At 59.2% G+C, this 22,873-nt stretch carries 22 protein-coding genes and 1 pseudogene; 8 read left to right on the forward strand and 15 right to left on the reverse strand.

Going from position 1 to position 22,873, the window contains the following annotated elements:
- Positions 1–23: 23 nt before the first annotated feature.
- The gene (locus NYR50_RS18880) at positions 24–656 is read right to left on the reverse strand and encodes an ATP-binding protein (RefSeq protein ID WP_418137848.1); all 633 of its coding nucleotides are present in this window, start codon (positions 654–656) and stop codon (positions 24–26) included.
- 284 nt (positions 657–940) lie between these two features.
- Here NYR50_RS18880 and NYR50_RS18885 point away from each other — a divergent pair, with 284 nt between their 5' ends.
- The gene (locus tag NYR50_RS18885; RefSeq protein ID WP_418137849.1) at positions 941–1,708 is read left to right on the forward strand and encodes an IS5 family transposase; all 768 of its coding nucleotides are present in this window, start codon (positions 941–943) and stop codon (positions 1,706–1,708) included.
- Here the strand turns inward: NYR50_RS18885 and NYR50_RS18890 are convergent.
- The 14 genes and pseudogenes from NYR50_RS18890 to NYR50_RS18955 form a co-directional block, all read right to left on the reverse strand.
- Entirely contained in the window at positions 1,677–2,063 is a 387-nt protein-coding gene (locus NYR50_RS18890; protein WP_418137850.1) for a hypothetical protein, read from the reverse strand. The two genes, NYR50_RS18885 and NYR50_RS18890, sit on opposite strands and share 32 nt — an antisense overlap.
- 164 nt (positions 2,064–2,227) lie before the next feature.
- A pseudogene (locus NYR50_RS18895) lies at positions 2,228–3,417 on the reverse strand (asparagine synthetase B family protein).
- A gap of 103 nt (positions 3,418–3,520) precedes the next feature.
- Positions 3,521–4,918, reverse strand: a complete 1,398-nt coding sequence (locus NYR50_RS18900) for an FGGY family carbohydrate kinase (RefSeq protein WP_418137851.1) — start codon at positions 4,916–4,918, stop codon at positions 3,521–3,523.
- Positions 4,918–6,180 carry an FAD-dependent oxidoreductase gene (locus NYR50_RS18905; RefSeq protein ID WP_418137852.1) on the reverse strand — a complete coding sequence of 421 codons (1,263 nt, stop codon included), beginning with the start codon at positions 6,178–6,180 and terminating at the stop codon, positions 4,918–4,920. Before NYR50_RS18905 ends, NYR50_RS18900 begins: the two co-directional genes overlap by 1 nt.
- Positions 6,177–7,574, reverse strand: coding sequence for an NAD(P)/FAD-dependent oxidoreductase (locus NYR50_RS18910; protein WP_418137853.1), 1,398 nt, complete (start codon positions 7,572–7,574; stop codon positions 6,177–6,179). The genes NYR50_RS18905 and NYR50_RS18910 overlap by 4 nt, the downstream gene beginning before the upstream one ends.
- A gap of 104 nt (positions 7,575–7,678) precedes the next feature.
- Entirely contained in the window at positions 7,679–8,455 is a 777-nt protein-coding gene (gene eutC / locus NYR50_RS18915; RefSeq protein WP_418137854.1) for an ethanolamine ammonia-lyase subunit EutC, read from the reverse strand.
- Positions 8,455–9,855: an ethanolamine ammonia-lyase subunit EutB gene (locus tag NYR50_RS18920; RefSeq protein WP_418137855.1), complete on the reverse strand. Its 1,401-nt coding sequence runs from the start codon at positions 9,853–9,855 to the stop codon at positions 8,455–8,457. The genes eutC and NYR50_RS18920 overlap by 1 nt, the downstream gene beginning before the upstream one ends.
- Positions 9,856–9,865: 10 nt before the next feature.
- On the reverse strand, positions 9,866–10,660 hold the full coding sequence (locus tag NYR50_RS18925; protein WP_174010598.1) for an ABC transporter permease: 795 nt from the start codon (positions 10,658–10,660) through the stop codon (positions 9,866–9,868).
- Positions 10,661–10,671: 11 nt separating this feature from the next.
- Positions 10,672–11,550, reverse strand: coding sequence for an ABC transporter permease (locus NYR50_RS18930; RefSeq protein WP_174010600.1), 879 nt, complete (start codon positions 11,548–11,550; stop codon positions 10,672–10,674).
- Positions 11,547–12,620 carry an ABC transporter ATP-binding protein gene (locus tag NYR50_RS18935; protein ID WP_418137856.1) on the reverse strand — a complete coding sequence of 358 codons (1,074 nt, stop codon included), beginning with the start codon at positions 12,618–12,620 and terminating at the stop codon, positions 11,547–11,549. Before NYR50_RS18935 ends, NYR50_RS18930 begins: the two co-directional genes overlap by 4 nt.
- A 233-nt stretch (positions 12,621–12,853) precedes the next feature.
- Positions 12,854–13,894: an ABC transporter substrate-binding protein gene (locus NYR50_RS18940; RefSeq protein ID WP_418137857.1), complete on the reverse strand. Its 1,041-nt coding sequence runs from the start codon at positions 13,892–13,894 to the stop codon at positions 12,854–12,856.
- Between the two features lie 61 nt (positions 13,895–13,955).
- A complete protein-coding gene (locus tag NYR50_RS18945) occupies positions 13,956–14,621 on the reverse strand; it encodes an RraA family protein (RefSeq protein WP_418137858.1) in 666 nt (221 codons plus the stop codon).
- A gap of 15 nt (positions 14,622–14,636) precedes the next feature.
- Entirely contained in the window at positions 14,637–15,440 is an 804-nt protein-coding gene (locus NYR50_RS18950; RefSeq protein WP_418137859.1) for a carbon-nitrogen hydrolase family protein, read from the reverse strand.
- 126 nt (positions 15,441–15,566) lie between these two features.
- Positions 15,567–16,475, reverse strand: a complete 909-nt coding sequence (locus NYR50_RS18955; RefSeq protein ID WP_418137860.1) for a LysR family transcriptional regulator — start codon at positions 16,473–16,475, stop codon at positions 15,567–15,569.
- 413 nt (positions 16,476–16,888) lie between these two features.
- Between NYR50_RS18955 and NYR50_RS18960 the strand changes: the two genes are divergently transcribed.
- From NYR50_RS18960 to NYR50_RS18990, 7 genes are all read left to right on the forward strand, one after another.
- Positions 16,889–17,176 carry a DUF2282 domain-containing protein gene (locus NYR50_RS18960; RefSeq protein ID WP_080794706.1) on the forward strand — a complete coding sequence of 96 codons (288 nt, stop codon included), beginning with the start codon at positions 16,889–16,891 and terminating at the stop codon, positions 17,174–17,176.
- Between the two features lie 64 nt (positions 17,177–17,240).
- A complete protein-coding gene (locus tag NYR50_RS18965; RefSeq protein WP_418137861.1) occupies positions 17,241–18,122 on the forward strand; it encodes a DUF692 domain-containing protein in 882 nt (293 codons plus the stop codon).
- On the forward strand, positions 18,119–18,901 hold the full coding sequence (locus NYR50_RS18970) for a DNA-binding domain-containing protein (RefSeq protein WP_418137862.1): 783 nt from the start codon (positions 18,119–18,121) through the stop codon (positions 18,899–18,901). The genes NYR50_RS18965 and NYR50_RS18970 overlap by 4 nt, the downstream gene beginning before the upstream one ends.
- Positions 18,898–19,395 carry a DoxX family protein gene (locus NYR50_RS18975; RefSeq protein ID WP_174010622.1) on the forward strand — a complete coding sequence of 166 codons (498 nt, stop codon included), beginning with the start codon at positions 18,898–18,900 and terminating at the stop codon, positions 19,393–19,395. Before NYR50_RS18970 ends, NYR50_RS18975 begins: the two co-directional genes overlap by 4 nt.
- Before the next feature lie 224 nt (positions 19,396–19,619).
- Positions 19,620–20,888 carry a sugar ABC transporter substrate-binding protein gene (locus tag NYR50_RS18980; protein WP_418137863.1) on the forward strand — a complete coding sequence of 423 codons (1,269 nt, stop codon included), beginning with the start codon at positions 19,620–19,622 and terminating at the stop codon, positions 20,886–20,888.
- 13 nt (positions 20,889–20,901) lie between these two features.
- Positions 20,902–21,990 (forward strand): carbohydrate ABC transporter permease, encoded by a 1,089-nt coding sequence (locus tag NYR50_RS18985; RefSeq protein ID WP_418137864.1) that lies wholly within the window; start codon positions 20,902–20,904, stop codon positions 21,988–21,990.
- Positions 21,987–22,868: a carbohydrate ABC transporter permease gene (locus NYR50_RS18990; RefSeq protein WP_418137865.1), complete on the forward strand. Its 882-nt coding sequence runs from the start codon at positions 21,987–21,989 to the stop codon at positions 22,866–22,868. Before NYR50_RS18985 ends, NYR50_RS18990 begins: the two co-directional genes overlap by 4 nt.
- Positions 22,869–22,873: the final 5 nt, after the last annotated feature.

A 22,873-nucleotide genomic window follows, 5' to 3' on the forward strand; every position in this document is an offset into this window, starting at 1 on the left:
GCCTTAAGCGCCGTTGCCGGCGATCAGTCGCTCCACAGACAAGAAAGTGGGAGCGCTGCCATTTTCTCCCCAAAAGGCAGTATCTTGTCTCCGTCGTAGAGGACGAACCCCGCCCTGAACGCTTTGCCTGTTGCTGTGGCGACTTTCCGCAACCCCTTGAAGTCCTGTGGCGTTACCGTGGCAGCGGCTTTAACTCTAAGCCCAACGATCTCGCCGACTTCGTTCTCCAGAATGATGTCGACTTCATCCTGATCCTTGTCCCGATAGTGATAGAAATTCAGATGGATGTCGCTCCATGTACCAAGCCTGAGTACCTCGTTGGCGACGAAGGTTTCGAGTAAAGTGCCGAAGAGTGATCGATCATTGACGATCCGATTGGCGGTCAATCCCGTCAAGGCTCCCAAAAGCCCGCTATCCAGAAAAACGAGTTTGGGCGTTTTTACCAGACGCTTCAACGGATTGCGAAACCATGGTTCGATGCGGCGCACAAGGAACAGGTTTTCAAAGAGCCCGATGTAGCGCTGTGCAGTTTTGGCATCGAGACCGACCTGGCCCGCAAGTTGGGTGAAATTCAACAATTGTCCCGAATGATGTGCGAGCGCACGAAGCAATTGTGGCATCTGATCGAGACGCTCTACATCGGCGATTTCGCGCACGTCCCGCTCGACGATGGCGCGGATACCCTGTGGCCTCCATCGTATTGAGCGGCTAATGCGTTTGAATGCGCTCAGAGCCATGCCGAGACCGCGATGCCGTGTCTTGGGAAAAGATCGGTGCAGACACCGCCAGTTCTCGGCATTTTCTATATTATTTCCGCGATGAAACGCTCGAATTCATGGCCGAGGATTGGTCGTTTTTCCCAAGTTGACGGACTGTATCGGCGCTCCCACTTCAGTTTCGTGCCTTTCGTGTAGTCGCATCACCTGATTCAGATTCAGGGATGAGCCGTTATGATCTGACCAACTTTGAATGGCGCATGATTTCGCCACTCCTGCCTAACAAGCCGCGAGGCGTGCCTCGCGTCGATGACCGACGGGTGCTCGACGGCATCTTCTGGGTTCTACGATCAGGTGCCCCCTGGCGTGATTTACCGGAAAGATATGGTCCGTACACAACGTGCTATAATCGATTCAGGCGTTGGACCATTGCTGGAATCTGGGACAGGCTGATGGAGGCAATCACGCGCCCGTCTGATGACGGCGTCACGATGATCGATGGCACCTCGGTTCGCGTGCATCATTTAGCGGCAACGCTCAGGGCTGACCATCAGGATCGCTGCCTTGGCCGAAGTCGCGGTGGACTTACCACCAAAATCCATGCCGTGACTGATGGAAACGGACTGCCGATCAAGATCACCATCACACCTGGTAATGCCCATGATCTGACCGCGGCGGACGAATTACTCGATAGTCTTCCCGTAGGTGCCATGCTTCTGGCAGACAAAGCCTACGACGCCGATTGGCTCCGCGCAAAGGTGAAAACAAAGCGGTCTTGGGCAAACATTCCGCCCAAATCCAATCGGAAGACATCGCTCGTCTTCAGCCCTTGGCTGTACAAAAAGAGGAACCTCATCGAGCGCTTCTTCAGCAAACTGAAATGTTACCGACGGATTGCGACGCGCTACGACAAGCTAGGCATGAACTTTCTCGCCATGACCAAGCTGGCGTGTATTCGTCTCACTCTCCGCCATAATGAGTCCACGGCCTAATAAACCCCGTCTTAATCGTCGATTGAGGATACGGGGCATCGCCATCGGAAAAAATTTGTGCGGTGCCGAGGAATCTCCCATCGATTGTTGCATCAGCACCCGGATCGCTAACAAAACACAACTCCCCTTTTTCGGTGAGCGTCAACACGCCAAGATAGGGAGGGCATTGAGGTATAACGATGTCGTTATCCTGTGCGCGGCCGAGGCGATGCGTCCCCAAGGATAGCCAATGGAAACCAACAAGACTCAACCAGCCGGATGGTTCCAGCAATTTTTTAAGGCGGTCTGCTCGCCATTGTCGAATTTCATCAACGTATCTGTCTTTGGCAGTCTTGCCTATGGCATTATTGCCCACTGAGAATGCTCCCTGGTTTTTGTAAGATATGGCGACCGATGGGATTATTCTTATCCGGCGGCGTTTCAATGCTGTCGGTTATACGGACAGCTCGACTGAATAGTCCCGCATCCAACTGTTCAAAGACAAAGTTGCTTCCAGGCTACCACGATTATATGGCTGACTCACCGCGCCCTCGGTCTGTGCGACCCAGGATTTGGCTTTTTCAAATCGAGCAGTGGCTGAACGGGGGAATTGCTATCAGACAAAAGCTCAGCCAGTTCCTTGCGAAGCCCATTTTCGTACATTGGGTCCTGTGTTGCCGGATAGGGCGTTTTGACACGGTCAATGATAGCATTAGGCAACACGTCATGGGCGGCAGCACGAAGCAGGCTTTTCTCCCGACCGTCTGCGTTCTTCATGGCCCATGGAACGTTGAAAACGTATTCCACGAGCCGATGATCGCAGAAAGGCACCCGCACTTCGAGACCTACGGCCATGCTCATTCGATCGTTGCGGTCGAGCAGTGTTTGCAGGAACCTTGTGAGGTTGAGATAAGTGATCTCCCGCATACGACGATCGGTGGCAGATTCACCTGGCAGGATCGGAACCTCTTTGAGGGCGTCCAAATAGCGCTCTTTTCGGTTTGTCTCAATATCAAGTTTCCCAACCAGATCAGAGGAAAGGAGACCAGAGCCGCCAAAATAACGAGAGGACCCTCGAGTTAACCATGGGAAGGTTTCAGCCTGTATGGCCGCAGGATTGTGAAACCAACGGTAGCCACCAAAAATCTCGTCCGCGGCCTCACCCGAGAGAGCGACCGTAGAGTGCTTTTTGATAGCGCGGAAAAGTAGGTAGAGCGAAGGCCACATATCGCCCCAGTCGACGGACGGCATGTCCAACGCCTTGAGAACCTTGCCCCGCACCGCTGGTTCAAGCATGTCACTGCTGTCGAGAAGGACTTCGGTATGCTCGGCACCAACATGCTCCGCCAAGGCACGGGCAAAGGGAGCGTCCGACGATCCCCGCACCGCGTCAACTTCAAAGCTGCTGACGTTGGCTATAAAGTCCACTGAAAACGATCGTACCGGACGCGGCGTCTGGCCGAGTGCTGCAAAAGCGGTGATAGTCGAAGAATCGAGCCACCGGACAATAATGTACAGACCGGGACATCGGCCACCATCTGACGACCTACAGCGTCGAACAGGAGTTCGCGGACAGTGCTGACAGTGGCCTCATAGTCATCTGTATGAGGCGCGGCCTGCAGGGACCAATAGGAACGCTTTGACAACCCCCTCCTGCTGAAACGTACGACAGAACCCGGTCTAACTTCGAACATACCTTCGTAGACGGTGGCTTCCGGCGTCTTGATCATATCGAAGATTTCCCTCAGTCCGTCGAGGGAGACGCGCTATTCTCGACATGCTTGCCGAGGTGAAAGAGAATTATGAGCGCCGTCAGGGCGAAGTTCCAAAACTTCAAACGCTCCGCCACTCTCTTGCCAGGTCTATACCACGCGCAAAGCGAGCATGGTCTTCAACATCGACTGATCCATTGGGTGTGAATATCTCGGCATCGTTTCGCGCGGCTACCAAGTCGATGCCGCACAGCTCTGCGAGACCGAGCGCCGTGAATTCGTGCATCGCGGGCACGCGAATTCTCCGATTGCTGGCCGCGGCCAGGAAGCCGGCGAAATATCGACTCTTCGACAAGCCACCATCGATCGAGATCGTGTCGCCAATCGGCACGACAGCCTGCGCCGCTTCAATGAGCTGAACGGTCAGCAAAGCGATACCTTCAAGCAGTGCGCGCACCATATCACCCCGCTCCGTGGCATGGTCCATGCCAATGAAGAGTGGCGCAGCCCTCCTATCCCAGTAGGGCGCGGCAAGGCCGGACAATGCTGGGACGAAGGCAAGGCCTCGACGAATAGCCGATAGTCCCTCGAAACCGTCGAGTTCGGAATTGTCGGCGTAGAGGCCGATCTTTCGCGCCCATTCTAACGCAGCGCCTGCATCATACACCCCGGCCTCGACAGCAAGCACGGCGGTGGCTCCTTGCTTCTGCCATGCAATGGTCGGGAGAAGTTCGCCCGTCAACGGGCGATGGTTGCCGGTGACGGCGAGAAGGAAAGCGCCTGTGCCAAAGGTTATCTTACATTCCCCCCGCCTGCGGCAACCGTGTCCATAAAGCGCTGCCTGCTGATCGACAATGGAAACGCGCACAGGCGTTCCCTCAATCGCACCGAAGCCGCCATCAACACTGCCGATCGCGGGAAGGCAGTCGATGGGAATATCGTGCAGCGCGCATAGTGCCGGGCTCCAGGCCCCGGTTGCCAGATCGAGCAGTCCCGTGCGAGAGGCAGTTGCAAGGTCGGTGTAGAAACATCCCGTCAGCCGATCCAGAAAGAAGGCGTCGGTAGTACCGAGCCGCAGCCGTCCTCCCGTGTGCGCCTCAGCCACCGCAGAATTGTTCTTGAGCAGCCACGACAGTTTGCCCGCGGAAAAATAGGGATCAAGAGGTAGTCCGCAGATTTGTCGCGATAGTTCCGCAGCCGAATGCGGTAAAGCGGCCAGAGCTTGTGCGGTGCGGGCATCCTGCCAGACAATCACCGGAGACAGCGCCTCGCCGCTTTCGGCATCCCACGCGAGGCAACTCTCGCCTTGGTTGGCGATGGCTATCGCATCGACGGGCCCAGCTGCCGCCAGCACCTCTCGGATGTTGCGCAACAATTCTTCCGGATCCTGCTCTACATAGCTGGGAGCCGGATATGATTGGGCGTGGCGCAGGCTCGAAGCGACCTCAACCATCCCGTCTTCGCTTATCACGAGGCATCGGGTCGATGTCGTTCCCTGATCTATCGCTGCAACGCGCATCAATTCTTCTCCAGAAAGTGAAAAGCAATCGCGCCTGCTTCAGCCACTGCGCGGGGTATCGGCACGCGCACACGGCGTTCAGGCAGCCACAGGCCGCTCTTGCTCCATACTTCTCTGCCGTCAAGATGAAGCGAAAGTCGCCCTCGGATACGTCTGGTGAAGCGCAACTGGAAATCACGAAAAGTCGCTTCATCCAGTCCCGGCTGCCTCACCATGGCAGGCACCGCGAGTTTGATCGGTTCTGCGAATGTGACCGGCACCGCGCGCGTAAGGCGGGGTTCACGGGTAAGATCGGCCGCAACGGCAGCACCTACACGGCGGCCTTCGCGAAACGACCAGCCGCCCGTCTCCACAGCCCGCAAGACGTTTCCGCCGGCGAAAAAGATCGGGTTGGCCATCCGGCCGTCCTGATCGATCAAAGGTCCCTCGCTGCCCGCCGCCACGTCAACCGGGGATGCATTCAAAAGCGCTGCCTCCGGCGTGAATTGCCCGGTGAGCAGCACACCGTCGCATGCGACGGTCATGATACGACCATCCGACAGACGGATGTCCGCCTCCTCAACGCGCCCGCGCCCGCGTATATCCACAAGCGTCGCATTGCACAGGAAGGGTATGCCGACCGATCGCGGAAACCACCGGAAAAGCGGGGGCGCCAGCGGCTGCGGCCCCGGCTCGATCATTGCTACCGGCCGCGCCCCATGCGTGAGACAGGTGAGCAGCGCTGAAAAGGAAACCAGTTCCGAACCGATGATGAGCGGCTGGCGAAAGGGCATGATGCCGTGAAAGGCGATATAGGATTGCAGCGTGCCTGTCGTCACGACCCCCACCGGCCGGTCGCCCGGCAAGAGCCGCACCGAGCGTGGCTTTTCGCGCGCGCCGGTCGCCAGCACGATGCGCCGGGCCTTCAACCTCTCCACCCCGCGCGCCGATGTCACCAGCAGCGTGCCATCCTGCCCCAGCTCCACAACGGAATGGCCGGTGCGGATATCGACACCGGCAGCCTGCGCCTGCTGCTGCAGACGCCGCGCATAGGCCGGGCCGAAATAGATGCGTCCGAATTCGCGCATGCCGAAAGGCGAATGTGTGCAATGGCGGGGTGCGCCGCCAAGCGCCGGCTCACGTTCGAGTATGGTCACGCGTGCGACGCCACGTTCCTTCAGCGCCAGCGCTGCCGCGACACCCGCCGGGCCACCGCCGACGATGATGACATCGGCATCCCGATATGTGTCCTGCTTCTCATGAAAAGGCTCCCTTGCGCTCATCGGTCGTCTCCCGCAGAGACGGCAAGCGGTACGGCCAGACGGTCGCCCGTCATCGCCGCCAGCCGGGCATTGCAGTAAAATCCCTGACACCGCCCCATGCCCGCACGGGTGCGCCGCCGCAGGCCGCCGAAATCGCCCGGCGGCACGGGACTGGAAAATGCCGCGTCGATCTCCCGGCGGGTCACAAGCTCGCAGTGACAGATAATTTCGCCATGATCGGCGCGCTGCCAGTCCCGCTCGCAGGTTTCGCTGAGATTTGGCATCGTCACGTCAGGCACCGCGGCAGGGGGCGAAAAATGCGTGCCAAAACTTTCGTGAAGCGCAACGGCATGCTGCGCAAGGCCGAGCGCCGCGCTGAGCCCCGTGGACCGCACCCCGCCGAGCGTGATCGCGCGCCGGTCCGGCCGGGCGGAAATCCGGTAATGTTTCTTGTCCGATGCCGGGCGCAGGCCGGCATAGACGGCGGTCACGGAGACGGAGGCGAGTGCCGGAACAATTGCACTGCCGCGTGCGAGCAGTGCCTCAAGCGCCGCCGTTTCCACCGTCGCACGCTCGCGGTCATCCTGCTCTTCCGCTGTCGGGCCAATGAGAACGTTGCCGAAGGCGGTTGGGCAAACGACGACGCCCTTGGTGATTTCGGTGGGAACGGGCAGGACGATGCGCGGCACGTGCCGGCGGGCGGCCTTGTCCAGAACGACGAATTGGCCCTTGCGAGGCTTGATGGTGAAGTCGGCGCTGAGACCCAGCCGCGCATCGATGATATCGCCGTACAACCCGGCCGCATTGACGACGCTTGCGGCGCGGATCGGACCTGCCGTGGTCTCTATCTGCCATTCACCATCGAACGCACCGGACAGCACCTCGGCATTGCGCACCAGCTGCGCGCCAAGGGCCACCGCCTGCGTGAGATAACCGAGCGGCGCCGACCAGGGATCGATGACGTGTTCACCGGGAACTTCGAGTGCCGCGACAAGTTGGCCCGACAAGCCGGGCATGGTGTCCCGGGCCCGTCGGGCCGTGAGCACACCGAGTTCGGCAATGCCGTTGCGCCGCCCCTGCTCGGCAATCGCTTCCAGGCTTTGCGCCTCATCAGCGTTCCAGGCACATACCAAGGCACCGGTTTCAACGAGACTGAGGCCCATCTGGCCATGAATGGACAGATATTCTGCCCGACCTGCCTTCACCAATTCCAGTTCCAGACTGCCTTGTGGCGCATCGAAGCCGGTATGGAGGATAGCGCTATTGGCCTTCGACGCCCCGGACAAGATATCGGCACCCTTTTCGATGACAACAACCTTCGCACCTGCCAACGCAAAACTGCGGGCAACCGCGCAGCCGACCACGCCCGCGCCTATGATGGCGATGTCGAATGCTGTGGAGGGGTTGGGGTCCATGGGCTTACCTATTTTTTCGTGGTTCGAAAACGAAACCAACAGATGCGACGGATCGGGCCGATGTACCTTGCCGGCTCGTGGCTATGGATGAGATTGGCCATGTTTCAGTTGGACAGAGCCGTCACCGGCTTTTCGATTTCCACCAGCGTCACCCCGCTTGTCTCCTGCTGGAACATGGCGCTGATCAGGGTCATTATCTTGCCTGCCGCTTCGATCGGCGGCACGCCACCATCGCGAATATTGGAAATGCAGTTGCGTCGGGAATCCGGCAGTCCGGTCTCCGGTCCGAAGGTGACATAGGCGCCGAGACTGTCGGCCGCCGAAAGGCCGGGCCGCTCGCCGATGAGGATCACCGCCACCTTTGCGCCGAGTGCCGCGCCCACATCATCGGCCAGCGCCACCCGCGCCTGTGTGGCAAGAATGATCGGCGCAACCGTCAATCCGCTGCTTTCAAGCGCCTCAAGCAACGCCTGCGCCACCGGAACGGCGTTCATGTCCACAGCCGTTGCCGAAAGCCCGTCAGCGATCACCAGTGCAACATCCGCCCCCTTGGCCTGCCCGTCGAGCGCAAGGCGGCCCTCGACTGACAGGGAGCGGCCGAGATCGGGCCGGCGCAGGTAATCCGCACGAGCCCTGGCGCGGCTTGCGACATGCACGACATCCGCACCGCAGGCATGCAAGTCATGCTCCACCTTATCGATATCCAGCGGACGCCACACGGCCTGACGCGCCTGCGCATGATCCAGCAGAAATGCCTGCACTGCGCGCGTGGGCGGGCTTGCACCGGTGCGGCCGAGCGCCACGCGCGCCTCGGTTGCCGTGCGCAGGGCCTTGAGCCGTTCCGGCGGGCCTGAGATGAGGAAGGGCCGGCGGTCTCGCATCAGGCGGCATCCCTTCGGAGAAAATCGAGTTCGCGAAGCCCGTGGTTCATCAGCGCCGGGTTCTCGGCCATCCGGCCGGCGGCATCCGTCACACCCATCTTTACCAGCCACGCCTCAAACTCCGGCGCGGGCGGGCGCTTCAGCGTTTCACGGGCATAGATTGAATCGTGATGGGAGAGCGTCTGGTAGTTCAGCATGACATCGTCCGAACCCGGCACGGTGATGACGAAGTTCACATTGGCGGCGCATAGCATGGTCAGAAGCACGTCCATGTCTTCCTGGTCGGCATCGGCGTGGTTGGTGTAGCAGACATCGACACCCATCGGCAGGCCGAGCAGCTTTCCGCAGAAGTGGTCTTCAAGGCCCGCACGTATGATCTGCTTGCCGTTATAAAGATATTCGGGACCGATGAAGCCAACGACGGTATTGACCAGAAGCGGCGAGAATTCCCGCGCCACGGCATAAGCGCGCGCTTCCATCGTCTGCTGATCGACACCGAAATGCGCATCGGCCGAAAGAGCCGCGCCCTGCCCGGTTTCGAAATACATGAGGTCTGTGCCGACAGTCCCGCGCTTCAGCGACAGGCCGGCGTCGCGGGCCTCTCGCAAGACGGCAAGATCGACCCCGAAACCCGCATTCGCCTTCTGGGAGCCGGCAATCGACTGGAACACCAGATCGACGGGTGCAGCGCGCTCCATCGCCTTGATTGCCGTCGTCACGTGGCCAAGGCAGCAGGTCTGGGTGGGAATGTCGAGCCATTGCCGCAGATCGTCAAGCAACTGCACAACGCGGATATAATCAGTTACGGCACTAGTGGCCGGGTTGACCCCGATCACTGCATCGCCGCTACCCAGTAGCAATCCGTCTAAGGCCGAGATAGCGATGCCACGGGAACTATCGGTCGGATGATTTGGCTGATTGCGGGTGGACAGGCGTCCGGAAAGACCGATCGTGTTTCGAAAACGGGTCACGACCTCCCGTTTGGCCGACACCGTCACAAGATCCTGCAGCCGCATGATCTTGGAGACGGCCGCCACCATTTCGGGCGTCAGACCCCAGGCAACCGCTTCCAGTTCCGCGTGCCCGACCTTGGCGTTGAGCAGCCATTCGCGAAATTCGCCAACCGTCAGGGAGGCCACCGGCGCGAAGGCCCGTGCGTCGTGCTGGCGCGCGATCAGCGCCGACACCTCGTCATCGTCGGAAGAGATCAGTTCCTCCGCGACAAAAGTCGAGAGCGGCAGATCGGCCAGCGCCATCTGCGCCGCCAGTCGCTCCACCGGACCCTCTGCCGCAATGCCGGCGAGCTGGTCTCCGGACCTTTCCGGCGTCGCCTTTGCCATCAGGGTCTTCAAATCGTCGAAACGATAGGTCGTGCCAGCGGCAATCTGTCGGTAGGCCATCCTTTGCGCCCTACTTCACGAAGGTCTTCGTCAGACCCACCGTGCGGTCCACGATGAGGACGACAGCGAGCGTGAGCACGATCAGCAGAACGGAAATGGCCGCAACCAGCGGATCGGCCTGGGTTTCGACATGCTGATACATGGCAACGGGAAGGGTTGTGATGCGCGGTCCGGTTAGGAACAGCGAGATCACCGCTTCATCGAACGAGACGAGAAAGGATAGCGCAGCCGTCGCAACGATCCCCGGCGCGATCATCGGCATGGTGACGCGTCTGAAGACCTTGAGAGGTGAAGCCCCCAGCGTGGACGCGGCCTCCTCGTAGATCAGCGGCAGGCCCGAAAGCGACGTGGTAAGCACGCGCAGCGCATAGGGCAAAACGATGATCAGATGTGCGATCACCAGACCCGTGAAGGTGCCGAGTAGGCCCGCACCGGCAAAGACGATCAGGATCGCGAGGCCAAGAACGATGGTCGGTAACAGCAGCGGTGCGGTGAAGAAGGCGAGCAAGGCATCCGCGCCGATCACCCGCATCCGCACGATTGCGTAGGAGGCGGGTAGCGCGATCAGCATGGAGAGCACGGTGACGATGACGGCGAGAAGCGTGCTTGTGCCGAGCGCGCCGATCATCCGGGAATTGTACATGAGTTCCACATACCAGCGCAGGCTCCAGCCGGAGGGCGGAAAGGCCATGTAGCTATCCGCCGAAAACGAGATCGGCACGACGAGCACCACGGGCGCCAGCAGAAAAACGAACATGATGAAGGCGACGATTTTCAGCGCCAGCGGAGCGGGACGGTCTTCCATATTCTTTTCCTTTACAGAATGGCCCGCAGAAGCCGGGAATAAAGCACCAGAGCAGCACCGAAGATCACGAGGATGATCATCGAAAGTGTCGCCGCGAGCGGCCAGTTGAGCGTCACGATCGCCTGGTCGTAGATTTCCGTCGCCAGAAGGAAGACGCGCCCGCCACCAAGCAACTTGGGGGTGATGAACGAACTGACGGCCAGAACGAAGGAAAGCAGGCAGCCGAGCGCCACGCCGGGCATGGTGAGCGGCACGATGATCCGCCAGAACACTTTCCACGGCGATGCGCCGAGCGTTTCGGCCGCTTCCTCGACACGCGGATCGAGCCTGCCGAAACCGGCCAGCAGCGCCAGGATCATGTAGGGCATCAGGATTTCGGTTAGCCCGATGACGACTCCGACCTTGTTGAACAGCAGCCGCACGCCGCTTTCAGCGCCGAGCGCAAGCAGGATGTTGTTGATGAGACCGTCATCGGCGAGGATCGCGATCCAGCCATAGGTGCGCACGACAGCCGAGGTCAGGAGCGGGGAAATCACCAGCACCAGCAGAAGCGTCTTCCAGCGGCCCTGCGCCCGGTGAAGATAAAGCGCAATGGGATAGGAGGCGATGAGGGTGAGGATGGTGATCATCAGGCTGGTCAGGATGCTCTGACCAATCAGCTCGATATAGAAACCGTCGGTCAGCGTCGATGTCCAGTTGTCGAGCGTATGGGCTTCGCCGAGACCGCCGCCGCCAAGGCTTTCGCGGAAGGAAAGCAGCAGCAGATTGAAGACGGGCATGACGAAGGCAAGACCGTTGACCGCAATGATCGGCCCCAGAAGCAGGGTTGCAAGAAACACGATGGAAGATGTGCGGCTGCCGGGAGCCGTGATCATGACCGCCGCTGTCATTGGCCTGCTCCGAAGACCAGCGTGTCCTCCACGCGCCAGACAAGACTGACGGTGCTGCCGGCTGCAACCGGTGTCTCGCCGCCCGATGTCGCGCGCTCCACGGACAATGTCTGCCCGCCTGCGGCGATCTCGTAATGGAGGATATCGCCGGCATAATAGACATCGCGAACTTCGCCGGCGATGCGGTTGACGGGCGCTCCGTCAAACTCCGGCACGGCGTCGCCGGCCACCGCCATGGCCATGCGATGCGGCCGCACCATCAGATCGATTTTGCCATTATGCGAACCGGGCGCACGCAATATCGCATCGCCGACCGTGATGCGATCACCTGCAGCACTTCCGACCAGCCGGTTGGTACGGCCGACGAAGGAGGCGACGAAAGCGGTCGCGGGGCGCTCATAGAGATCATGTGGTGTGCCGAGCTGTTCCAGCCGCCCGCCATTCAGCACCGCGACCTTGTCGCACATGCTGAGCGCCTCGACCTGATCATGGGTGACAAAGATGGAGGTGATGCCAAGCTGCTTCTGGATACGGCGGATTTCGGCGCGCATCTCGTCGCGCAGCTTGGCATCGAGATTGGACAGCGGCTCATCGAACAGCAGGATCGAAGGCTGGATAACGAGCGCGCGCGCCAGCGCGACGCGCTGCTGCTGCCCGCCGGAAAGCTGGGCTGGGCGGCGGTCCTCGCGCCCATCCAGACGCACCATGGCAATGGCTTCGCGCGCACGGCGCTCCGCCTCGGCAGCCGGCACCTTGCGCATTTCAAGACCGAACATGACGTTCTTGAGAACCGTCATATGCGGGAAGAGCGCGTAGCTCTGGAAAACCAGACCAATGTCACGCTTGTAGGGTGCAAGCGCAGTCACGTCCTTGCCGTCGATCAGGATCGAGCCCGAAGAAACGGGAGACAGGCCCGCAATCATGCGCAGCGACGTCGATTTGCCGCAGCCGGAAGGGCCTAGAAAGGCAACCAGTTCGCCCTTTGGAATCTCTAGATTGAGATTATCGACGGCGACGACTGTCTCGTAGCGCTTGGTCAGTGAACGGATCGAGAGGAATCCTGGCTGCATGATATCTGACGTTCCCATTCTGGCTTCTTGCCTTTCTCCAGACCATGTCCGACCCTTGAGGAAGAGTGGACACGTGCTGTCCTTGATCTAAGCAGCCGCAGCGAACTTCGCGGCCCTGTTGGCGGTTGCTTCCGCAGTAAGTGCCTTGCGGTCCTTCGGAATGCCTGGCCTGGTCGGCCCACCCCTCCCCGGCCCCAGCACCGGGAGGAAATGAGCCGACACCAGGCGCAGTCTTATCGGCTGAGCGGGATGACCTTGCGGCGCCAGTCCTGCGTGATCTGGTCGCGGACCTTGGAAAGGCCGATCCAGTCCACCGGAATGACCTTGTCCATTGCCTTGACGACCGTGCGGTCACTCACATCGGCAGCAACCGTGGCCTTGGCGTTCGTCGGCGCATAATACATGGCGGCGGTAAAGGCCGCCTGGGCTTCCGGGCTCAACGCATAATCGACGAATTTGCGCGCGGCTTCGGACGACGGGCCGCCCTTGACGAGGTTGAGCGTGTTGATCTGGAGGATCGTGCCTTCCTTCGGTAGAACCACCTTCATCTTGCCGTTGGAACCGTCGGCATTCACCTGGCTGCGGGCGTTCCAGCCCACGCCGAGCGAAACCTGGCCGTTGACGACATTCGGATAGACTTCCGGCTTCGGCTCCCAGGTCTGAACATTCGGCGCCACTTCCGCCATGGCCTTGATGCCGGCATCGATGTTCTTGATGAAATCAGTGCCGCCATTCATGTGATCCATGATGATCGTGGTGCCGATGCCGACGATATCGGGGGCGCTGAGCATGGCGACCTTGCCCTTGAATGCGCTGTCCTTCAGGGCGCTCCAGCTGTCGGGCGGCGTCTTGATGGCATCGGTATTGTAGATGAGCACGAGATTGTCGAACGTTACGCCGACGCCGGCCACGCCTTCGAAACGGGCGTTGGGGTAGAGGTCGGCGACGTTCTTGGACACGCTTTCATCGACCTTGTCGAACAGACCTTCGTCCGTACCTGTCTTGGCGACGGAAACGTCCATCAGGGCGACATCGGACTGCGGAGCAGCCTTCTGCGCGCGCAGCGAGCCGAGCATTGCGGCAGAACCCTGCTGCGGGAAATATTCGATCTTGATGTCCGGGTTGGCCGCCATGAAAGGTTCGATGACAGCCTTGGTGTAGCGCTCCTGGAAAAGGCCGCTATAGCCGAGGAACGTCACGCTCTGCTGCGCATTCGCCGGCATGGCGGCCGCACCGAGCATGAAAATTCCACTGAGAAGTATCGTTTTCTTCATTGTCCTGTTCCCTCTATTATTATTGGCGGTGGCGGACTGGTCCGCCACCCGTGAGACGGCATCAGGCGCTGAGCTTGGCCTGAACGAGCTTGTTGGCCCCGGAGATATCGGGCAATTTCTCACCGTTGCGCAGGCGCTCCAGAAGCACGATTTCTGCTTCCTGCATGCCGATGGCGCGCTCGGCCATGGCACGGGCCTGGCTTGGATGAAGCGCGACAACGCCGCTTTCATCGCACAGGATCGCATCGCCCGGATTGATCGTCTGCCCGCCGACGCTGATCGGAATGTTGATTGCGCCTTCGAGACCAAGGATCTTTGTGGTGATCGGCGAAGGGCCACGGCACCACATGGGCATGTCGACCTTGGCGAATTCCGAAAAATCGGTCGCCGGCCCATCAACGACGCCGGCTTTGACGCCAGCCATCTTCATGGTGTTGGTGATGACACCGCCCCAGCAGGCGTGGCGGGTATCGCCGCAACGGTCGATGAGGACGATATCGCCGGGGCGTACGAACTGAGACAGATAGTGGAGCATGGTCGAATCCGCATTCGGGATGCGCAGCGTGACGGCGGTACCGGCAACACGCTTGCCCGGAAGGACAGCGCGGATTTCAGGATCGACGAAGCCGGAATGAAGCACGTGACCGATCGTAGCCACCTCGACCTTCTCAAGAAGCTCGATGATGTCTGCGTCGATCTGTTCCGGCATGGGGTTGACGATAAACATTAGATCTTTCTCCGATCAGAGAACGTGGTGGTTCGCCACCGGCACGTTGGCACGCACCTTGGCTGAATAGTCGAAATCAAGCGCGGCACCGACCGTTCCGACACTGTCGGAGCATTGGGCGACGATGTGGCCCCATGGGTCGATGACCATGGAATGTCCCCAGCAGGCCTTCTTCCCGCCGGCATGGGTGCCGATCTGGCCGACGGCCAGAAAGTAGGTCTGGGTCTCAACCGCGCGGGCGCGGGCCAGAACTTCCCAGTGGTCCTTGCCGGTCATCAAGGTAAAGGCAGCCGGCAGAACGATGACGTCCGCACCCTTGTCGCGCAGGGCGCGGAAAAGTTCCGGAAAACGAATATCGTAGCAGATGCCGCAGCCAACCGTTTTGTCGCCCACCTTGTAGGTCACGACGTCTTCGCCACGGGCGACCGAGTCGGATTCGCGGTAGCTGATGCCGTTCGGCGTATCGACGTCGAACAGGTGGATTTTACGGTAGCGGGCGATCTGGCTGCCATCAGGACCGAAAACGAGCGTCGAATTGTAAAAGCGGTTGCCTTCCTTCTCGACGATGGATCCGGCATGCAGCGTGATCGCGTGCTTCTTGGCCAGACCAGAGAGCAGCGCGTAAATCTCGCCGCCGGGAAATTCTTCCCCGCTCTCATGCATCTCCTGAGGATTATCTCCAAGAAATGCGAAGTATTCAGGAAGAACAACTAGGTCTGGATTATCCGCCTTGACTGCCTTCTCAATAAGATCTGCAGCAACCTTCAGGTTTTCTGCTTTGTCATTCTGGGTATTCATTTGAACAAGTGAGACTTTCACGTTGCTCTCCTCTCATGTTGCGAGGAGAATTAAGAACGGGAACTGTTTCCATTACAAACGGAAAAACTCTATCGAAACCCATAAGGTAAGCTTATAGATTAATCATTTTGCGCTGCAGCGCAAATTTTAGGCGACGGGTGTCATCCATTGCGTGGTAGTCTCGCTGACGATTTCGGTCGCCATATCGGCAATGGCCCTGGCGATCGCGTTGTCGCCACGCTCCTGATAAACGGTGTGGAAAGTGAGCGGCGGAACAGAGGGACTGATATCCAGAATACGCGCCTCGCCTGACTTGATGATGCCGTCCACCAGCACGCGCGGCAAGGCGCCCACACCGACGGCGGCTGCCACAAGGCGGGTCATGATCGACAGCGAATTGGAGTTGTAGATGCGGCTGTCGGACAGCCCGTGAGAATCGAGCAATGCGCGCAACGCCTGATGCGGCTGCGAACCCGTGGAAAAGGTAAGTAACGGAAAATGTGCAATATCTTCGAGTGTGACACCCGTTTCAGGTAGCGGCAACTCGACCGCGCCGACCCAGCACGACTCGAAGGTACAGAGGGGCGCGTTATAGATGTCAGCAGACATAATAGGGCCCATGATAAAACCGACATCCACCTCCCCGTTTTGAATGCGCTGGGAGAGCTTCAGGCTGGTGTCGATGGTCAGATCGAGACTGACGCCGGGGTACTGCTCGTGCATACGACGGATCAAAAGAGGCAGCCAAGCATATACGATCGTATCAGCGGCACCGATGCGCACCGTGCCCCTCAACGCCTCCCTATTGCTGACGATCTGTCGGAATTCTCCGGTGAGGTTGATGATCTTTTCTGCATGTTGCAGCGCCAACCGACCTGCAGGCGTCAGGTTGACGCAGCGCACATCTCGCGTAAACAGCAGAACTCCGAGTTCACGCTCAAGGGCGGCAATGCGATTAGACACAGAAGCTTGCGTAGTGTGCAGGCGTTCCGCAGCGGCCGAAAAACTGCTCAGTCTTGCAGCCCAGAGGAAGGTTTCGAGAAATCGTGTGTTCATGGGACGGAATTTCCTAACCTCGATTGACTGAATATCTGAAATGTTAGTGCAAGCTCGGTCTCGTTGCCAATGGCCCTGATAACACCGCCCGTGCAGATCCAATTTCCTTTTTGGGGAACGTCGCAATCGCGAAGTCGGCGCCCTGATTGCGCCGATTCTCACGACTCGTTACTTCGATTGACGGATCATCATCGGGTTGGGACAGAGAGGGAGCGGAAAATCAAACACTGTGACGGCATTCGCCGTCTGCAGGCCGCGATGATTTGCGCCGAACGTTGAGAAGAAAATCGTTAGTCACAGATTGCGGTCACGCTTTCGTGTTCGCCTCACGCTGTAACGTCGCGCCCGGAAAGATCGAATACAGCCATACGCGGCCGATGAACGGTCTGCGGACATCCAAGAGGAGATCATTTATGAACCGTTCCACGCTCACCCTCGCTTTGGCGGGCTCACTCGCAAGCGCTGTCGCATCTGTGTCTTTTGCTGCGCCGCTGGCACCGGAAAAGATGGCCGGAAACGAGAAATGCTACGGCATAGCCCTGAAGGGGCAGAATGATTGCGCTGCCGGCGCCGGCACGACCTGCGCCGGAACCTCCACCATGGATTACCAGGGCAATGCCTGGAAGGCCGTACCCGCCGGCACGTGCACCACGATGAACGTGGATGGCCACAAGGGCATGCTGGAGCCATCTAAAAGCTGAGCCGCGACATCGGAGGCCCGCTTGCCGGGCCTCCCCCTCGTCCGTCAAAACCGGGAGACCAGCAATGACCGTTTCAGCCGACCGCGCCACCGTCCTGCCACCCCGTGCTGGCCTCGGCCTCAAGCCGGAACATTACGACACTATTCTCGACGCCAGGCCGGATATCGGTTTTTTCGAAGTCCATGCGGAAAACTATATGGGTGCCGGTGGCCCGCCGCACCGTTATCTTGAAGCCGTTGCAGCGCTTTATCCCCTGTCGCTGCATGGCGTCGGCCTGTCGATCGGTTCGGCCCGTGACCTCGACACCGGGCATCTGAGACGGCTTCGCGACCTTATCGATCGTTACCGGCCGCAGAGCTTTTCAGAGCATCTGGCATGGTCGACCCATGACACCGGTTTCCTCAACGATCTTCTGCCCTTGCCCTACACGGCCGAAACCCTGTCGCGTGTCGCCGACCATGTCGATAAGACCCAGCAATGGCTGGGCCGGCAAATGCTGCTTGAAAATCCATCAACCTATGTGCTGTTTTCAGAAAGCACCATCGATGAGGTGGATTTCCTCACCGCCATTGCCAGCCGAACCGGATGCGGCCTGTTGCTCGATGTGAACAATGTCATGGTCTCGGCGGTGAACCATCGCCTCGATCCGGTCGCCTATATCGACCGTTTCCCGGTCGAACTGGTGGGTGAAATCCACCTTGCCGGTTATGACGAGACCGTCGATGGCGTCGGAGACCGGCTGCTGATCGATGCCCACGGCAGTGCCGTCAGGTCTGACGTTGTCGAGCTTTACCGGCATACGCTGTCGCGCAGCGGCGCCTTGCCGACCCTGATCGAATGGGACAACGACGTGCCGGACTTTGCCACGCTTCAGGCAGAAGCGATGCGCGCCGATGCCATGTTGAACGAAGCGGCCCTGAAACGCCGCACCAGCCGGGCGGCGTGACCATGGAGTTCTTTGAAAGCCAGAACGCATTTGCCGCCGCCCTCCTCCACCCGGGTACGCCGCTTCCGCAGGGCATTACCACAGCGCAGGGTGCCGCAGATCCCGCACGGTTTGCCGTCTATCGCAACAATGTCTATGTCGGGCTGACAACGGCGCTGGCGCAGCGCTTTCCGGTGACAAGACGGCTTGTCGGCGCTGACTTCTTTGCCGGCATGGCACGTGCCTATGCCGCCGATCACAAGCCGCCCTCACCACTCATCATGCACTATGGCGATGATTTCCCGGATTTTATCACGGCCTTTCCGCCTGCGGCGTGTCTTGTCTATCTCGCGGATGTAGCGCGGGTCGAGGTGGCGTGGACCAGGGCCTATCACGCGGCAGACAGAGTGCCGCTCGAAATCGCCCGGCTCGCCGTCATTTCGCCCGGGCACCTGCTCGACAGGGCGCTTGTCCCGCATCCCTCCGCCCAGTTCGTGCAGTCACCATTTCCAGTCGGAAGCATCTGGAGCGCCCACCAGGGCGAGACGGTGACACCGATTGAAAACTGGCGGGCGGAAACCGTGCTTGTCGTGCGGCCGGCCATGCAGGTCGAGATCAACGTCCTGCCATCGGCAGATGTTGCTTTCGCGGCGCGTCTCTTTGCCGGCGCAAGTCTTGGCGAAGCGGCAGAGACGGCCTTGGCCGCAACATCTTCGTTTGATTTCGGATCGGCCTTGATTGGCCTGATCGGCCTTGGCGCTTTCAGCGCCGTTGAACACCGTGAAGGGGACCTTCCATGACCACAGAACTTGCCTCCGCACGCAGCCTAGGCGGTGCGCTTGCAGCACTCCATCGCCACGCCGAATGCCTGCTCGCCTCCATTCCACAATCATTGCCGCTTTTGGCGCTGCGGTTTGGCCTGGCAATTCCGTTCTTCAAATCGGGACTGACCAAATGGGACGGATTTCTGACGTTATCAACTGGCGCCAGATATCTGTTCGAACAGGAATTCAGGCTGCATATCTTCGGCAACCTGATCCCCTACCCTATGCCGCTGGTCATGGCGGCGGCCTCAGGCATTGCCGAACTCGTTCTGCCCGTGCTGCTGGTTCTTGGCCTTTTCACCCGTTACGCCGCGTTGGGTCTGCTGTTGATGACGGCGGTGATCCAACTAACCGTTCCGGATGGCTGGGCCAATTTCCACCTGCCCTGGGCTGCCATGGCGCTGACCCTCGTTGTCTATGGCGGTGGCTGGATAGCGCTGGATACCCTTGTCAAATTGCGCCGACACTGACCGAACGTTGGTCGTGGAACACCCCGGCCGCCTGAATTCCAGGGCGTGATGCTGGCGAAAATCGATCTTCGCATAGCCTGGCCCCTTGTCGTTTCTCCTTTATGTTCATGCTTGGAAAGCTTCTGCCGTTCGCGTTCTCGGGACGGCGCAATGCCAGAACGCAAATTTTCTGCGGAACAATCTGTAGGTGGTGAAGTTGTCCTTCTTCAGGAGGAGAACCATCTATGACCACGAAAGCCATTTTTGCGGGGGCGGCAGCTGCCCTGTCGATGCTTTTTTCCACTACCGCACTCGCGCAAACCGATCTCACGATGTGGTATCACGGTGCTGGCAATGTTGAAGAACGCAAGATCCTGGCGGGCATTATCGAAGACTTCAATTCGTCCCAGTCAGACTGGCGGGTCTCGCTTCAGGAATTTCCCCAGAGTGCATATAACGAATCCGTCACCGCCGCAGCACTTTCCAACAAGCTGCCTGACATTCTGGATGTCGACGGGCCGAACATGCCGAACTGGGCGTGGTCCGGTTATCTGCAACCATTGCAGATCGACGAGGCAAAGCTTGCGAACTTCCTGCCAGGCGCGGTGGGAAAGTGGGGGGACAAGCTGTATTCAGTAGGCCTGTGGGATGCAGCCGTCGCAGTCTTTGCCCGCAAATCCGTTCTCGATGAAAATGGCATTCGCATTCCAACGCTGGACCAGCCATGGAGCGGCGAAGAATTTAATGCAGCGCTCGAAAAGCTCGCGGCCAGCGGCAAGTTCGACTATGCGATCGACCTCGGCATGGCCGATAAAACCGAATGGTACAGCTACGCCTTCAGCCCGTTTCTGGAAAGCTTCGGCGGCAGCTTGATCGACAAGGAAAATTATCAAACTGCCGAGAACGGCCTTAACGGAGACAGTGCCATCAAGTTCGGAGAATGGTGGCAGTCCCTGTTCCAGAAGAAGCTCGCACCCGGAACATCGCAATCGCCTGCCGACCATGAAACCGGATTTCTGGAGGGCCGCCACGCCCTCCAGTGGATGGGCAACTGGGTTGCGGTGAAGGCTCTGGAGAAATATGGAGACGACCTGCTGTTCCTGCCGGCCCCTGATTTTGGGAACGGTCCGAAGATCGGCGCCGGGTCCTGGCAGTTTGGCGTGTCGGCCACCAGCAAACATCCCGAAGGCGCATCCGCATTTATCGAATTCGCCATACAGGACAAATATCTCGCGCAGTTCTCCGACGCGATCGGCCTGATACCGGCCACATCTTCGGCGGCCCAGATGACGGAGAATTACAAGCAGGGCGGCCCGCTCGAGGTTTTCTTCGAGCTCTCCAAGCGTCAGGGAACATTACGTCCGGTGACGCCAGCTTACGCCTTCATCTCTCCGGTCTTTTCCAAGGCCGTGTCCGACATTGCCAATGGCGCGGATGTGGCCGATACGCTGGACAATGCAACCGACGAGATAAACAATAATATAGAGCGTAATTCCGGTTACCAACCCAAATAGGGGCATGTGATCGATGGCGCTCTTTTTCTCAAAGGGGAAACTGACCCGGGACGGTTTCACCGGCTGGTTCATGGCTGGACCGGCCATGGTGATGATCGGGCTGTTCCTGATCGCGCCCTTTCTGCTGGGGCTCGGTTTTTCCTTCACCAACCAGCGGCTGACATCTCCCAATCCCACCGAGTTTGTCGGCGTTGAAAACTACACCCGGCTGCTGGGTATCGGCGTGCTGACGCTCGAGCCGGAAAGGGAGGCGGATGGGAGCCTCAAGCAGGGTGCGGACGGCGCCATCTCCTACCCGCGAATTCGCAATTTCACCCGCAACAATCCCGACTATCCCCATCTGGAGGGGATGCGGGAATATAAGAGCTTCACCTGGGGCGAGAACCAGATCGTCATTCTGGCGCGCGACGCCGTGTTTTTGACAGCGCTCGTCAATACGCTTTCTTTCGTGGCGATCGTTGCGCCGGTTCAGGCAGCACTTGCGTTGTTTCTTGCCCTGTTGGTGAACCAGAAGATTCCCGGCGTCACGATTTTCCGAGCGATCTACTTCATGCCTGTGGTGCTGTCGGTGGTGGTGGTGGCGCTGCTCTGGCGGTTTATCTATGCGGCAGATAACGGGCTCCTGAACAGCCTTTTGAGTTACATGAGCTTCGGGCTGTTCCAGCCAGTCGACTGGCTGGGCAGAACCGATACCGCCCTGTGGGCCATTCTGGTGATGTCAGTCTGGCAGGGCGTCGGTTTCCATATGGTCATATGGCTTTCCGGCCTGCAAACGATCTCTCCGGATCTTTACGAGGCGGCCGATATCGAAGGCGCGAGCCGCTGGCAGAAATTCAGCATGATAACCTGGCCGCTGCTGCGCAACACGGCCGTGCTGATTGTCATCGTCATTACCATGCAGGCTTTTGCCCTTTTTGCGCAGATCGATGTGATGACCAAGGGCGGCCCCCGCGACTCGACGCAGAGCATCGTCTACCAGGCGGTAGAGAGGGGATACCGACAGCAGGACATCGCGGCAGGCTCGGCAATCTCGGTCGTCCTGTTCCTGCTGGTCCTGTGCATTTCGCTGACCCAGCGATACCTGACAAGGGAGAAACAATGATGCAGGCCGGACAACGCAAAAGCCTTGCTTTTCTCATCGGCAACTATGTGCTCATGCTGGCTTTCGCGGCGATCTTCATTTTGCCCCTGCTCTTCATGGGCTTCTCGTCACTGAAACCGAACGACCAGCTGCTGAGTGATGCGACCTCGATACGAGCTTTCCTGCCGGTGGGAGATCTGTCGCTCGAAAACTACACTGCGGCTTTTGCACGGGCGCCGATTGCGACCTTCATATTCAACTCGCTGCTGGTAACGGGCGTCACCGTCTTTCTTGCCCTGCTGCTTGGCTCGCTTGCCGCCTTCGCTTTCACCTTTTTAAACTGGCGTGGAAAGGATGTGCTCTTCTCGGTCATCCTCGCCACCCTCATCATTCCCTTTGAAACCATTGCCGTGCCGCTGCTACTGGAAGTCAACAATCTGCCATGGATCGGCAGCAATGGTTTTACCTGGGGATGGCTCAATTCGTGGCATGTGCAGATCATTCCATGGATAGCGGACGGGCTGACGATTTTCCTCTTCGTGCAATATTTCAAGGATCTGCCGAAAGAGTTGCTGGAGGCAGCGCGCATCGACGGAGCCGGCTGGCTGCGGATCTACGCACAGGTGGTGATGCCGCTCAGCGGTCCGGTAATCGCAACGGCTGCGATCCTGAAATTTCTCGTCATGTACAGCCAGCAATATCTATGGCCGCTTCTCGTTACCCAGTCCGAGGCCTACAGGCCGGTGATGGTGGGGCTGCAATATTTTTTCCAGCTCAACACACCTTGGGGTGAGGTGATGGCATATCTCACCATCATCACGATGCCGGTGGTGATCTTCTATCTGTGCCTGCAGAGGTTGTTCATCTCCAGTATCGCGGCGAGCGGGATAAAGGGATAGCGCCT

Origin of the sequence: Agrobacterium sp. El2ro-1b (assembly GCF_048298475.1) — a bacterium.
Lineage (GTDB): Bacteria > Pseudomonadota > Alphaproteobacteria > Rhizobiales > Rhizobiaceae > Agrobacterium > Agrobacterium fabrum.